Source organism: Vreelandella sp. 21 (assembly GCF_050995515.1).
GTDB lineage: Bacteria > Pseudomonadota > Gammaproteobacteria > Pseudomonadales > Halomonadaceae > Vreelandella > Vreelandella alkaliphila.
Genome location: NZ_CP194673.1, coordinates 3,883,386 through 3,897,389 on the forward strand (window position 1 = coordinate 3,883,386; position 14,004 = coordinate 3,897,389).

Genomic DNA, 14,004 nt, shown 5'->3' on the forward strand with positions numbered 1-14,004 from the left:
CATTTTTCCTTGAATACAGGTTTGCAAACAATAAATATTATCGTTTAAATACAGTTCTTATTTTCTGGATAGCCTCTCACCACCATGCGCCACACTAACCTGTTCTCTTTGCTCGTGCGCTGCGGGCTGTTCGCCGTTTGTATGCTGAGCGTTTCTACTGCCCAGGCGCAGTGGGCCACGGTGGACTGGACCATCGCTGAAACACTACTGGCCATTGATGCGCCGGTTAGCAGCGTTGCCCAACAGAGTGATTATCACCAGTGGGTGGGCGAGCCACAGATACCCGACAGTGCTACCGATATGGGACTACGCGCCCAGCCTAATTTAGAACTGCTGGCCCAAGTGCCTCCGGAACAGACGTTGATCTCGCCCATGTTTGCCGGTTTAACACCGCGCCTGGAGCGCATTGCCCCGGTCACTTCATTCTCGCTCTACTCGCCCGGCACCGATACCTGGCAAGAGATGCAAACCCTGACCCGTGAGCTGGGCGAGTTAACCGAGCGTCAGCCCCAGGCCGAGCAGCTTATTGAAGAGACCCAAACGTTGATGACCACGCTGCGCGAATCTCGCCCCCTCTCTCAGTCTGAAATTACGCCGCTGCTGATGGTACAGTTTATGGATGCCCGTCACGTGCGGGTGTTTGGGGAAAACAGCTTATACAACGCCGTGCTGGAGCAGCTCGACCTCCCCAATGCCTGGGATCAAGCGACCAATGCCTGGGGGTTTTCACTGGTGGGGATTGAAGCGCTGGCGCGCTACCCAGAAGCAACGCTGGTGATCATCGATCCACTGCCCATCGGAGTCGAAGAGCAGCTTGCAAACAGCGGCCTGTGGCAGCAACTTCCCAGCGTCAGGCATGACAGGATAGTTCGCCTACCGCCGGTATGGAGCTTTGGCGCACTGCCCTCTGCCCAGCGTTTTGCAAGAGAGTTGTTTGCTGCACTGTCGGCAGGCAGCCCAGCTCAAGTAACCGACTCAACTGTTAACTAAGGTCAGTTTTCCAGGCACACGCTATTTTTAAACGTTCCAATTAACGTAGGGTTATGTCAGGAATAAAAAACTAGCGAGGGAGCGCCATGACACTAGCCATTGTGGCCACGCGCGCAGGGGTTGGGCTGGAAGCACCCGCCGTGCATGTCGAGGTACATCTAGCCAACGGATTGCCGGGGCTGACGCTGGTGGGCCTGCCGGAAACCGCTGTCAAAGAGAGCCGCGAGCGGGTGCGCAGCGCGCTCATCAATGCCGGGTTTGATTTCCCCAACACCAAGCGCATTACCCTCAACCTTGCCCCCGCCGATCTACCTAAAGAGGGCGGCCGCTTCGATTTACCGATTGCGCTCGGCATTTTGGCCGCCTCTGGCCAGATTCCAGTAGATGCGCTAGAAGGCATAGAGTGCGCAGGCGAACTGGCATTGGATGGCAAACTACGCGCCGTACCCGGCGTATTACCCTTTGCTCTCGCCACGCGGCGCGTCAACAAAGCACTGATTATTCCCCGCGCCTGTGCCGACGAAGCCGCGTTAGCGGGCGACTTACCGATTTTACCTGCCGACACCCTGTGGCAGGTCGTTGCTCACTTGCTGGGACAAGAGAAAATACCGCCCCACCAACTGTCTGCCTCGGTGAGATCCACGGCCCCCATTGCCGACTTAGCCGACGTTCGCGGTCAGCAGCAGGCACGCCGCGCACTGGAAGTGGCGGCCGCTGGTGGCCATAACCTGCTGCTAGCAGGGCCTCCTGGCACCGGAAAAACCATGCTCGCTAGCCGCTTACCGGGCATTTTGCCGCCGCTTTGCGAAGACGATGCGCTGCAGGTGGCCGCTGTACGTTCAGTCTGTGGGCTACCGCTTGAAGCAGACTGGGGCCAGCGACCGTTTCGCCAGCCCCACCACAGCGCCAGCGCCGCCGCGTTAGTGGGTGGGGGCTCAAAGCCCAAACCTGGGGAAATCTCGCTTGCTCACCACGGCGTGCTGTTTTTAGACGAGCTGCCGGAGTTTTCCCGCAACGTCTTAGAAGTGTTAAGGCAGCCACTGGAAACGGGGGAAATTCACCTCTCACGCGCCAGTCATGAACGCCGTTATCCGGCACAGTTTCAGCTCGTTGCCGCTATGAACCCCTGCCCCTGCGGCCACCTGGGCGATCCGCGTCAGCGCTGCCAGTGCAGCGCCAGCCAGATTCAGCGCTATCAGGCACGGCTTTCTGGCCCGCTGCTAGACCGCATTGACCTGCAAGTGGAAGTGCCCGCCCTGCCGCCCGAGCAGCTCACTGCCCAAACCCAAGGCGAACCTTCCAGCGCCGTGCGCGAGCGGGTGATGGCCGCCCGAGAGCGCCAAATGGCGCGAGGCGCACTCAATAGCCAGCTAAGCGGCAAAGCCTTAGAAGCCGCCTGCGCGCTTAACGATGAAGAGCGCGCCTGGTTGGCAGGCGTGCTGGAAAAACTCAAGCTCTCTGCCCGCGCTTACCACCGCGTCCTGCGGGTCGCACTCACTCTGGCCGACCTACAAGGCGAACCCAAGCCCACCCAGCCGCACTTTATCGAGGCTATCGGCTACCGGCAGTTGGATAGGCTGTTGAAAGGTGCCTAGCGATGGTCATTGGCCATTACATCGACGAGCCGTTGGCATAAGGCGTCGAGCTTTCCACCCGTTGCCTCATCCTTTAGCGCGCCTGACTCGTTAAACGCACTGCCTGCCTTCGGCAATGATAGTGGCTGCGGCAGTACGACCAACCCCAGATTAGCCAACAACTGCTGTCCAAGGGGCAGTGCTCGAATACCGCCCAGCCCACCAGGGGAAGCCGCCACCAGCGCTGCCCACTTACCGGCGAATAATCCAAGCCCTGGCGTATCGTTATAAGGCCTGGAGAGCCAATCTAACGTGTTTTTCAGCAACGGCGTAATAAAACCGTTGTACTCCGGCGAGGCGATCAATAGCGCTTGGTGATCGGCCAGTATTTCGCGCAGCTTCAGTACATTATCAGGCATGCCTTGGACTTCAATGTCCTCATCGAACAGCGGGCAAGGGTAGTCTTTTAAATCGATAAAGGTTGCCTTTCCACCCAAAACCTCAATGCGCTTGGCAGCAAGCTTCGCGAGCTGTTTATTAAGCGAACCTTCACGGGCACTGCCCGCTAATACGAGAACTTTTGCTACTGATGACGCCATTACCATTTCCTCTTTTTTATAAGAACGTATCTGAAAGTCCCACCATTTAATATTTGTGTCTTTTGAGCAAGGCGTATTTTACGACTCAGGGCCAAACGCGACGTGAAACCCTGCTGCCATTAAAACGTCTGCACCTTGTCATTCAACTATCACTATTACGGACGAGAATTAGCAAAAGCTGAAACTGCTCTACTTTCTCTTCCTAAATAGTGAAACCGTAATGACCAAGCCGTTACTAGCAACCGCTCTACTCGCCTTTGTATTTACCAGTGCGGCACGATCAACGGCACCTTTAACTTTCCCTTTGTGACCATTGAGAACGTCGATCGCGTCGATGAGAGCACTATCGTGGTCGCCAATGACAACAACTATCCTTTCTCGATTGGCCGCCAGCAAGGACGCGCTGATGATAATGAGCTGATACTGCTCAATGTGGAGGACTTCCTGAACGCTCAGTAGCGAAACTCAGTAGCGAAATTAAGCACGAGGCAGGGCGCGCTCTGGCGCCCTAGCCTCAAGCTGCCCCCCCTGAGCTTTAAACATTTACGTTATTGAACACTCTCAACAACGTTATCTACGAAACTATCAAGAGCTTCAAACAACACTTCACGAATGGGATCGGCCTCGTTAACTAAGTGATGCCGGGCTTCTGGATGGCGGTGGACCTCGGCATTAGGAAATTTCTCTTCCAATACCGCTAAATTCCACTCCCAATCGACGGTAAGGTCTTGCTCACCCTGTAAAATAAGCGTCGGCAGCGGGTTAGGTTCCAACGCTAGTAAACGGGGCATCCAACGTCGCATGGCGGTTATCCAGGCGACGCTTAACCGTTCAGGTTGCAGCGGGTCTTGGTCACGTAGGAACGCCGTAAACTGCTCATCAGTGGAATTGGGGCGATACTTACGTGGTAGCTCCTTTAGAAAAGGGCTGGCAATCAAGTGCAGCCAGCTAGACTGACTCCAGCGCCAGGGGCGTACCAATGGCGCTAGCAGCACAATACCGGCCCAGCCTGCCGTTTCACGACGGGTGAGCGCATCGGTCGCCAAGATGGCCGCCCCCGTACTCTGCCCAACACCTAGCCACGGCGTAGGGGCCATGCCCTGGGTTTGCAATGTCGTCTGTAAATGCGCAAGGCAGTGCTGATAGTCGTCAAAATCGTCAATATCAGCGCGTGGGCCGCTGGAAAGACCGTGACCAGGAAGGTCCCACAACACCACTCGCCACCCTTTGGCCAGCAGGCAGCCAAGCAAATGGCGGTAAAGGCCTAAATGGTCAAAGTAACCATGAATCACAAACGCGGTGCCAGTGGGAACAGGCGGGCTCCATACTTGGCACCACAGAGCAAAGCGTCCAGTATCAATAAATCCCGCGTGCACTTCGCTGGTGTCGTTTAATAGCGTTTCTAAACCGTAGTGGCGAAAATAGTCATGCACAGCGTCCGTTAGCGTGTCGCCCGGCCGAAGCTGGGAGAGGGATGATTCGCCTGCTGCTTGCCTAAACAAGCCTTCCAGGTGTTGGAAATTATGCATTAACGTCTCTCCGTGAACGCCACCTATCCATTGGCTGAATGACAGCGGAGACCACTGTCGCTCTCATCATTTGGTCGAGCATTTTGCTGCTTTACGGCATCGGCTGTTTACATGCCCGCGCAGTTGTGGAAGTATTTTCCATAAATATATATTTACCCTGACCGTGGCACGATAATATCCCACGGGCACCTTTACAGGAGAACCCCATGAGCGAGCGTATCACGCGTCACCGTTTACAGGTGTCAGCAGACCTGGACCGTTTCATCAATGAGCTGGCTTTACCGGGCACTGGTGTTGACGAAAACACCTTTTGGGCTGGCGTTGACGCCCTGTTCCATGATTTGACACCGAAAAATCGCCAACTGCTTGAAGAGCGCGACACGCTCCAAGAAAAACTGGATGCCTGGCACCGTGAAAATCCGGGCCCGGTTAGCGATATGCAGGCTTACCGCAGCTTCTTAAAAGACGCTGGTTATCTAGTGGATGCGCCGAATAGCGTTAAAACCACCACGGCTAATGTAGATCGTGAAGTGGCTGTTCAAGCAGGCCCGCAGTTGGTCGTGCCTGTGAGCAACGCCCGCTATGCGTTGAATGCCGCTAACGCCCGCTGGGGCAGCTTGTACGATGCTCTGTACGGCACCGATGCGATTTCAGAAGAAGATGGCGCTGAAAAAGGCACCAGTTTCAACCCAAAGCGTGGCCAAAAAGTTATCGCTTATGCCCGTGGTGTACTTGATCGTGCAGCCCCACTGGCCACGGGCTCTCACCGCGATGCAGTGAAATACGCTATTCGTGACGGCCACTTGGTCGTTAGCCTGGAAGGCGGTCGTGAAACCGGCCTAAAAGATTCTGGCAAGCTGATCGGCTTTAACGGCGACGCATCTGCGCCGGAAGCCATCCTGCTCGCCAACAATGGCCTGCACCTGGAAATCCAGATCGACGATAGCCACCCGATCGGTAAAACCGACCCCGCTCACGTGAAAGACGTGGTGGTGGAAGCGGCACTGACCGCGATTATGGATTGTGAAGACTCCGTTGCTGCTGTCGACTCTGAAGATAAAGTCGGTGTTTACAGCAACTGGCTTGGCCTGATGAAGGGCGACCTGGAAGAGAGCATCGACAAAGGCGGCAAAACCTTCAAGCGGACGCTGCACGCCGATCGTACTTGGCAAACCACTGATGGCAGCACCGTTACACTGCCGGGTCGTTCGCTGATGTTCGTGCGCAACGTTGGCCACCTGATGACCACGCCTGCCGTCCTGGACGAAAATGGCAACGAACTGCCGGAAGGTATTCTGGACGCGGTAGTGACCTCGCTGCTGTCACTGCACGATCTGAAGAAAGACGCCGATCAGCCACGCAACTCTCGCGCTGGCTCAGTGTATATCGTGAAGCCGAAAATGCACGGGCCGAAAGAAGTGGCGTTCGCCAACGAACTGTTTGGTCGCGTTGAAGACATCCTGGGCATGAGTCGTGACACCCTGAAAATGGGCATCATGGATGAAGAGCGCCGCACCACCGTCAACTTGAAGGCGTGTATTGCTGAAGCGGCTTCTCGTGTTGTGTTCATCAACACCGGTTTCCTTGACCGCACCGGTGACGAAATGCACACCGCCATGGAAGCAGGCCCGATGGTTCGCAAAGGCGATATGAAGAGCGCTGCGTGGATCACCGCCTACGAAAAGAACAACGTGCAGGTAGGCTTAGCCTGTGGCCTGCGTGGTCGTGCTCAAATCGGTAAAGGCATGTGGGCAATGCCGGATCTGATGCATAGCATGCTAGAGCAAAAAATTGGTCACCCGAAAGCGGGTGCTAACACGGCATGGGTGCCTTCTCCAACGGCGGCTACGCTACATGCGCTTCACTACCACCAAGTCAACGTAGCGGACGTACAGCGCGAGCTGGAAGCCCAAGGCGAACCCGATTTCTTGGATGACCTGCTCACCGTGCCAGTAGCCGAAAACGCCAACTGGTCGGATGAGGAGATTCAACAAGAGTTGGATAACAACTGCCAGGGCATTCTTGGCTACGTGGTACGCTGGGTTGAGCATGGCGTGGGCTGCTCGAAAGTGCCGGACATTCATAACGTTGGCCTAATGGAAGACCGCGCTACGCTGCGTATTTCCAGCCAACATATCGCCAACTGGCTGCACCACGGCATTGTCGATGCGCCGCGGGTGGAAGAAACGCTGAAGCGTATGGCGAAAGTGGTTGATCAGCAGAACGCTGGCGACCCCACCTACACGGCCATGAGCGCCGACTTCGAAGGCTCAACCGCCTTTAAAGCAGCCTCTGACTTAGTGTTCAAAGGCCGCGTACAGCCTTCTGGTTACACCGAACCGCTACTTCACGCGTGGCGTCAGGTACATAAGGCGAAGTAAACGCGCTTTGCGGTATCATCAGCCTCGAGGCGCATGCCTCGGGGCTTTTTTATAAAGGACAATAATAATGACCGTAATGACTGCCGAGCAGATTGAGCACTTTTTAGATGAGGTGTTCCCCCAGCGGATGGGCAGAATTGAAAGCGTTGGTGCGATGAGTGCCACCCTGCGACTAACCATCGGTGAGCAACACCTTCGCCCTGGCCCCAGGGTATCTGGTCCGACCATGATGGGCTTTGCTGATGTGGCGTTGTATGTGGCCATTTTGGCGCAAATAGGCCCCGAAGCCATGGCGGTCACCAGTGACTTGAACTGCCATTTCTTACGCGCCGCTTCCGGCGAGCACGATATTGTTGCTCACGCCAAACTCATCAAGTTAGGCCGCCGTTTAGCGGTAGGCGAAGTGCAGATTTTCTCTGCCAGCGATGACACTAAGCCGGTTGCGCATATTACCGCCAGCTATGCGCTGCCAGACAGCCCAACTGGCTAACCACCGCGCTAACGGCTGAGCAGCGCAGTGACGGCTAAGCCTAACCAGCCTGCCATCAGCAGCAAACCACCGATGGGCGTTACAATACCAACGCTAAGCCCTGCTAGGGCCATTAGGTACAGCGAGCCCGAAAATGCGGTGATACCCAACGCCCATAGCGCTAGCACGATGCGCTGTCCTGGCTGAGGGCACTGGCTGCGCCAAGCCAGTACCGCTAACATGGCCAACGTATGCCACGCTTGGTAACGCACGCCAGTTTCAACGATGTCGACCATGGCAGCACTGGTACGCGATGCCAATCCGTGAGCCGCATAGGCGCCTAGTATCACCATTAATGCTCCTGAGAGTGCGACTAGGCACCACCAGGGTTTGTCTGCTCGCTGCATGCGTTACTCCTGTTTATAAATACTCGTTACAAGTACATGAGATAACTATCTGGGATAAGCCCCCGACATACGCACTCGATAATTCACCGAGATGATTAACGTTGTCACATACCTTGAGCGGTGCGAAACCGCTACAATAGACAATGTTTTGCCTCACCGAATGGGACACTTACCGTTATGCCTACTCCTAATGAGTCGATACAACTGACGCTCAATGGCGAATCGCATACGCTGGCAGCTGGCCTTAGCGCCGCTGATCTAATTGAGCAATTAGGCCTGACCGGGCGCCGTATCGCTGTGGAAATTAACGAACAGATCGTGCCCAAAAGCCAGCTTGCTCAAACGCATTTAGCCAATGGCGACCAGATAGAAGTCGTTCACGCCATCGGCGGCGGCTAGCGTAGCCCACCACCATTTTTGCTTTCAAAAGGAACCGCTATGACGCCACTGACTGATACACCGTTTACCGTTGCTGGGCGCGCGTTCAGCTCCCGCCTGCTGGTGGGCACTGGCAAATACAAAGACTTTACCGAGACCGGCGCGGCCATTGCCCAAAGCGGAGCGGAAATTGTCACCTTTGCTGTACGCCGCACCAACTTAGGCCAGGATGCCGATGCGCCTAATCTTCTCGATGTCATTTCCCCCCAGCGCTACACCTTGCTGCCCAACACCGCTGGCTGCTACAACGCCAAAGACGCTGTGCGCACCTGCCGCTTGGCGCGTGAGCTGCTAGACGGCCATAACCTGGTCAAGCTGGAAGTACTCGGCGACGACCACACCCTCTATCCCAATGTGGTTGAGACGCTAAAAGCTGCTGAGACACTGTTGGCTGATGGCTTTGACGTCATGGTGTACACCAGTGATGACCCCATTGTGGCACGTGAACTAGAAGCCATGGGTTGCTGCGCCATCATGCCGCTAGGTTCGCTGATTGGCTCGGGGCATGGCATTCAAAACCCGCATAATGTACGCCTGATTGTTGAGCAAAGCAGTGTACCCGTGCTGGTCGATGCGGGCATCGGCACCGCTTCTGACGCCGCCATGGCAATGGAGCTAGGGTGTGACGGCGTGCTACTCAACACCGCGATCGCTCATGCCCGCGACCCGCTACGTATGGCTAACGCCATGAAGCTTGCCGTAGAAGCTGGCCGCGATGCCTTCTTAGCTGGCCGTATGCCTCGCCGCCAGAGCGCCGACCCCTCTTCGCCTTTTGCAGGCCGAATTAACGGCTGATACAGAGACACCATGACCGATACGAACGACACCACGCCTGAAAGCAACACCACAGGCCCTGAAAATGCTGATGCCCCGCTACACCGGCGGGGGATTAAGAGCTACGTGATTCGCGCAGGGCGCATGACCCCAGCGCAAAGCCGCGGTTTAGAAGACGTTTGGCCACGCTTAGGACTGACGATTGCCGATGGGCGTCAGGATTTGGATACCCTGTTTGGCCGCCAAGCACCGCGCGTGGTGGAAATTGGCTTTGGTATGGGCAACTCACTCGTCGAGCAAGCCGAACGCCACCCAAATACTGACTTTATCGGTATTGAGGTTCACGCGCCGGGTGTGGGCAAGCTGCTAGATGAGGTAGATAAACGCGGCCTAACCAACCTGCGCGTTTACCGCGAAGATGCCTTAGCGGTGCTGGAGCAGTGTCTGCCTGAAGACTCATTAACCACGCTACAGCTCTTTTTCCCCGATCCATGGCCGAAAAAGAAGCACCACAAGCGGCGTATTGTGCAGCCTGCGTTTGTTGAGCTAATTCGTACGCGCTTAAAACCTGGCGGCACCTTCCACATGGCGACCGACTGGGAAGCCTATGCCGAGTGGATGGCCGAGGTCATGGACGCCGCACCCGGCTACGCGAATACCGCCAGCGCCGACACAGCGCCCTACGTTCCACGCCCAGACTTTCGCCCGCTAACTAAGTTTGAAGCCCGTGGCGAGAAACTTGGCCACGGCGTATGGGATTTGATTTACCGCCGTGACGTTTAAACACAGCGACTAAAGATAGCTCAGCGTCGTCTACGTTCGCTTATCGTAGACGACGCGATGCAGCGTACCGCTACCGCTTTCAAAGGCGTCGATATTGGCCAGCGTGGTTTCAGCAATATTGGTTAGCGCCTCGGTAGTGAAGAAAGCCTGATGACCGGTAATCAGCACATTGTGAAAGGTCGTCAGACGCATGAACTGATCATCATCGATCACTTTGTGCGATAGATCTTCGAAGAACAGCTGCTCCTCCTCTTCGTAAACATCTAGCCCTAAGCGACCAATTTTGCCGCTTTTCAGACCAGCGATCACCGCTTGAGTATCGACCACTCGACCGCGGCCAGTGTTGATCAGCATGACACCCTGCTTCATTTGCGCGATGGCATCTGCGTTAACCAGGTGATCAGTATCGGGTGTTAACGGGCAGTGCAGCGAGATAATATCTGCCTGAGCATAGAGCGACGCCAGCGGCACGTACTCCACAAACGGCTCGGCATTCGGGTTTGGAAAAGGATCGCTGGCAACTACTCGGCAGCCAAAGCCATGCATGATATTGGCAAAGATCAAGCCAATCTGCCCAGTGCCAATCACGCCCACGGTTTTGCCATGCAGATCGAACCCCAGCAGTCCGTCTAGGGCAAAGTTGCCCTCGCGCACTCGGTTGTAAGCGCGATAGATCATGCGGTTCAGGCTTAACACTAAGGCCACCGCGTGCTCTGCTACGGCATGAGGCGAATAAGCGGGCACCCGCACTACGGTAATTCCCAACCGTTCGGCCGCCGCCAAGTCAACATGGTTAAAGCCCGCCGAGCGCAGTGCTACCAATCGTATGCCGCTAGTATGTAGCTGCTCTAAAACGTCCGCATACAGATGGTCATTTACAAAAGCGCACACAACTTCAAACCCTTTCGCTAGAGGCGCCGTATCGACGGTCAAGCGCGCATCAAAAAAGCTTAATTCGTGTCGATTCGCGGCATTAGCACGAGCAAGGAAGGTTTCGTCATAAGGCTTAGCGCTAAAAACGGCAACGCGCATGGCATGTCTCCTGGCTTTGGATAAATGATCAGCATAGGCGATTGGCCTATTGTCTGCCCAAACGTCAGAGGAGGTATTCACCGAGATCAAAGAAAGATGCCGCTATAAAAAAAGAAAGCCGCTCCAGGGGAAGGGCAAAAGACTGTGACTAGCAAGGAAAGAGGAACCATGACAGGAAACTGGCGCTGATCTTTGAAATAGCGTCGTGGTTGCCAACGCCTCATCAAACGCTGACCATAGCCTACGCATGGCATCTCAAGGAAAATCACAAAAACGTAGAGCATTAAAAAAAGAAAGCCGCTCCAAGCGGGAGCGGCAAAAGACCGTGACTAGCAAGTAAAGAGGAACCATGACAGGAAACTGGCGCTGATCTTTGAAATAGCGTCGTGGTTGCCATCGTCTCATCAAACGCTGACCACAGCCCCCGCATGGCATCTCAAGGAAAATCACAAAAACGTAGAGCATCAAAAAAAGAAAGCCGCTCCAGGGGAAGGGCAAAAGACTGTGACTAGCAAGGAAAGAGGAACCATGACAGGAAACTGGCGCTGATCTTTGAAATAGCGTCGTGGTTGCCAACGCCTCATCAAACGCTGACCACAGCCCCCGCATGGCATCTCAAGGAAAATCACAAAATCGCAGAGCATTAAAAAAAGAAAGCCGCTCCAGGGGGAGCGGCAAAAGACCGTGACTAGCAATGAGAGGGAGAAACCATGACAGGAAACTGGCGGTTTCTGTCGTGGTTGCCAACGTCTCATTAAACGCTGACAATCACAATATAATCATTCTCATTTACCGCGTCAACCTAAATGCGAATACTTTTTATTTATTTTTAAGACAGTTTTTTTACACTACCCCACTAACTGCAACCAGACGGGCAGCGTCAGCATCGCCAACAGCGTCTGGCCGGTAATAATTGCCGCCATAAGCTCTGCATCACCTCCCAACTGCCGAGCAAGAATGTAAGCAGATGTGGCGGTAGGCAGCGCTGCAAACAGCAGCGCCACATCACGACTGATAGGGTCCAGCCCCACCAGCCACGCTAATAGCAGCACCACCGCAGGCATTAACAGCAGCTTGATGCTATTCGTCGCTATCACGCCACGATCAAGCCGTAGCAGTGCTGCAGGGCGCAGCGCCACGCCCACGGCAATGAGCCCTAACGGCAGCGCCGCGCCTCCCAATAACCCTACGGTATCCTCGCTCCAACCGGGCAAACCAACCCCCGAAAGATTGAGTCCGATACCTGCCAGACAGGACAAAATCAGTGGATTTTTAGCCAGTGCGAGGGCACTTTGGCCAAGGCTTCCACTGCCCAGCGTACCTGCCGCGACAAAGCTTGCGACGCACATTACGTTCACCACCGGTACCATGAGTGCCACCGCCACAGCAGCGGTAGTCGCCCCCATGCTGCCATGCAGTGCCGCGGCTCCTGCGACACCCACGTAGGTATTAAAACGCACGGCGCCTTGGAACACCGATGTGAACGCCGCGGGCGTTAAGCCAAGGTAACCACGACAGCGCCATAGCAACAGACCCAACCCCCCCATCGTGCCGAGCAATACCAACGCTATGCGCCCAACCGGTACTTGGCTGACATCTGCAGTGGCCAGCGTGCCTATCAGCATTGCTGGAAATAGCACAAAGTAGATCAGACGCTCCATTTGCGGCCAGAACGTAGCACTTGGCCAACGACCATAGCCAATGGCAGCGCCCAGTAAAATCAATAAAAACAGTGGCCCAAGTGCGCCAGTAATGCTCTCCATTGTTATTCCTTGTTAACTGCGACATCCCAGCACAGCGACATCCGTGCGATTACTGTTACCATGAAACTAACTTCCATCTTACGGCCTGCGTAGTGACCATTCTGCCATGAAGAACTTGCCTAAACCTGTCTACTTTACGGGTTTTCCAGCACTGAAAGTGCTTATCCTCATCACGGGCATCTCACTGGCCGCCTGCACGTGGTACGTGTTTGCCAATTGGCTGCGCGATGATGGTGATATTGCATGGTTTACACCAGATGCCAACTGCAACCTACACACCAGTACGTGCTCGGCAGTACTGGGCGATAAAGGCCGCCTAACACTGACCGTTGATGCCGATGGCCGTATCGACGCGCTGGATATTCTGCCACTGGATGTAGAAGTAGAGGGCCTCAACCCAAGCCATGTGACGGTCGACTTTATTGGGCGTGATATGGATATGGGCTTACACCGTTTTGGATTAACCGCTACTGCACCCGGGCACTTTCATGGCCAAGGGCAAGTCGGTATCTGCACGCAAGACGTGATGCCCTGGCGGGCGCGGGTTATCCTGGAAACACCGGAAGGCAAGTTGGGCAGTTGGTTCGACTTTGACGTGATTAGGAGTTAGTACGTATGGCCGCTAAACCAAACAATCGTAAAGCACTCTGGCTGGGCTTAGTGCTAATACTTGTCTTGCTGACCATTTCGGCTATCGGCCTTTACCAGTTTGCTTTCCAGCCAGACAGTGATGACGTGGCGGGGGGACCAATAGAAATGCCGTCTACTCAAGGTGATTTCTCTCTCTCCCAGCTAGATGAAGACGACATTGCGATTGTTTCATTTGGCTACACCTACTGCCCAGATGTTTGCCCAATGAATCAGGCCGTTAAACGCCAGGCATTGGCCCAGCTAAGCGACGCACAGCGCAAACGCGTGGTGCCGATAATGATAACGGTTGACCCTGAACGCGATACGCTGCCACGCATGGAAGAGTATATGCAGTTCTTTGGTGATGCGTTTATCGGCTTGGTGGGCAGTCAAGAGCAGCTTGAAGATGTAGCAGCACGCTATGGCGTTATTTGGCGGCGAGTAGAGGCACCCGATTCAGCCATGGCCTACACCATTGACCATAGCGCCTCGCTTTTCTTGGTTAACCGCAACGGTGAAATTTTACAGAGAGTGCTCTACTCCCCAGCACCGCACGGCTTAGTGTCAGCGCTGGAGAATGAGTTAGGTAGCTAGCCAAAATACACGACGAAGTATCTGGATTTAGGATGTACTTG

At 55.0% G+C, this 14,004-nt stretch carries 15 protein-coding genes; 10 read left to right on the plus strand and 5 right to left on the minus strand.

Annotated features, from left to right (window positions below; translation table 11 throughout):
- Positions 1-84 precede the first annotated feature (84 nt).
- Both ACN06F_RS17555 and ACN06F_RS17560 read left to right on the plus strand, forming a co-directional pair.
- Positions 85-990 carry an ABC transporter substrate-binding protein gene (locus tag ACN06F_RS17555; protein ID WP_095603440.1) on the plus strand — a complete coding sequence of 302 codons (906 nt, stop codon included), beginning with the start codon at positions 85-87 and terminating at the stop codon, positions 988-990.
- A gap of 86 nt (positions 991-1,076) precedes the next feature.
- Complete coding sequence (locus ACN06F_RS17560) at positions 1,077-2,585, plus strand: YifB family Mg chelatase-like AAA ATPase (protein ID WP_433924428.1); 1,509 nt, start codon at positions 1,077-1,079, stop codon at positions 2,583-2,585.
- On the opposite strand, the gene ACN06F_RS17565 is transcribed toward ACN06F_RS17560, so the two are convergent.
- Positions 2,582-3,163, minus strand: coding sequence for an NADPH-dependent FMN reductase (locus tag ACN06F_RS17565; protein ID WP_433924429.1), 582 nt, complete (start codon positions 3,161-3,163; stop codon positions 2,582-2,584). The genes ACN06F_RS17560 and ACN06F_RS17565 overlap by 4 nt on opposite strands.
- Positions 3,164-3,469: 306 nt before the next feature.
- On the opposite strand from ACN06F_RS17565, the gene ACN06F_RS17570 reads away from it, so the two are divergent.
- Positions 3,470-3,622 carry a hypothetical protein gene (locus ACN06F_RS17570; RefSeq protein WP_245846652.1) on the plus strand — a complete coding sequence of 51 codons (153 nt, stop codon included), beginning with the start codon at positions 3,470-3,472 and terminating at the stop codon, positions 3,620-3,622.
- An 89-nt stretch (positions 3,623-3,711) separates the two neighbouring features.
- Here ACN06F_RS17570 and ACN06F_RS17575 read toward each other — a convergent pair whose 3' ends face one another.
- The gene (locus ACN06F_RS17575; protein WP_038479511.1) at positions 3,712-4,692 is read right to left on the minus strand and encodes an alpha/beta hydrolase; all 981 of its coding nucleotides are present in this window, start codon (positions 4,690-4,692) and stop codon (positions 3,712-3,714) included.
- 206 nt (positions 4,693-4,898) lie between these two features.
- Between ACN06F_RS17575 and ACN06F_RS17580 the strand changes: the two genes are divergently transcribed.
- A complete protein-coding gene (locus ACN06F_RS17580; RefSeq protein ID WP_433924430.1) occupies positions 4,899-7,073 on the plus strand; it encodes a malate synthase G in 2,175 nt (724 codons plus the stop codon).
- 67 nt (positions 7,074-7,140) lie between these two features.
- Positions 7,141-7,563 carry a PaaI family thioesterase gene (locus tag ACN06F_RS17585; RefSeq protein WP_038479517.1) on the plus strand — a complete coding sequence of 141 codons (423 nt, stop codon included), beginning with the start codon at positions 7,141-7,143 and terminating at the stop codon, positions 7,561-7,563.
- Between the two features lie 8 nt (positions 7,564-7,571).
- Here the strand turns inward: ACN06F_RS17585 and ACN06F_RS17590 are convergent, their stop codons facing one another.
- Complete coding sequence (locus ACN06F_RS17590; RefSeq protein WP_038479520.1) at positions 7,572-7,949, minus strand: DUF423 domain-containing protein; 378 nt, start codon at positions 7,947-7,949, stop codon at positions 7,572-7,574.
- A 177-nt stretch (positions 7,950-8,126) separates the two neighbouring features.
- Between ACN06F_RS17590 and thiS the strand changes: the two genes are divergently transcribed.
- From thiS to trmB, 3 genes are read left to right on the plus strand one after another with little or no spacing between them, the layout of a single operon-like run.
- Complete coding sequence (thiS, locus tag ACN06F_RS17595; RefSeq protein WP_009723207.1) at positions 8,127-8,348, plus strand: sulfur carrier protein ThiS; 222 nt, start codon at positions 8,127-8,129, stop codon at positions 8,346-8,348.
- A gap of 39 nt (positions 8,349-8,387) precedes the next feature.
- The gene (locus ACN06F_RS17600) at positions 8,388-9,182 is read left to right on the plus strand and encodes a thiazole synthase (protein ID WP_120386058.1); all 795 of its coding nucleotides are present in this window, start codon (positions 8,388-8,390) and stop codon (positions 9,180-9,182) included.
- A 12-nt stretch (positions 9,183-9,194) separates the two neighbouring features.
- Positions 9,195-9,944, plus strand: coding sequence for a tRNA (guanosine(46)-N7)-methyltransferase TrmB (trmB, locus tag ACN06F_RS17605; RefSeq protein ID WP_433924431.1), 750 nt, complete (start codon positions 9,195-9,197; stop codon positions 9,942-9,944).
- 30 nt (positions 9,945-9,974) lie between these two features.
- Here trmB and ACN06F_RS17610 read toward each other — a convergent pair whose 3' ends face one another.
- Entirely contained in the window at positions 9,975-10,976 is a 1,002-nt protein-coding gene (locus ACN06F_RS17610; RefSeq protein ID WP_433924432.1) for a 2-hydroxyacid dehydrogenase, read from the minus strand.
- An 848-nt stretch (positions 10,977-11,824) separates the two neighbouring features.
- Entirely contained in the window at positions 11,825-12,739 is a 915-nt protein-coding gene (locus ACN06F_RS17615) for an AEC family transporter (RefSeq protein WP_231657755.1), read from the minus strand.
- A 106-nt stretch (positions 12,740-12,845) separates the two neighbouring features.
- Between ACN06F_RS17615 and ACN06F_RS17620 the strand changes: the two genes are divergently transcribed.
- Both ACN06F_RS17620 and ACN06F_RS17625 read left to right on the plus strand, forming a co-directional pair.
- On the plus strand, positions 12,846-13,349 hold the full coding sequence (locus ACN06F_RS17620; RefSeq protein WP_038479535.1) for a hypothetical protein: 504 nt from the start codon (positions 12,846-12,848) through the stop codon (positions 13,347-13,349).
- 5 nt (positions 13,350-13,354) lie between these two features.
- Positions 13,355-13,963: an SCO family protein gene (locus tag ACN06F_RS17625; RefSeq protein ID WP_271911434.1), complete on the plus strand. Its 609-nt coding sequence runs from the start codon at positions 13,355-13,357 to the stop codon at positions 13,961-13,963.
- The last annotated feature ends 41 nt before the right edge of the window (positions 13,964-14,004 follow it).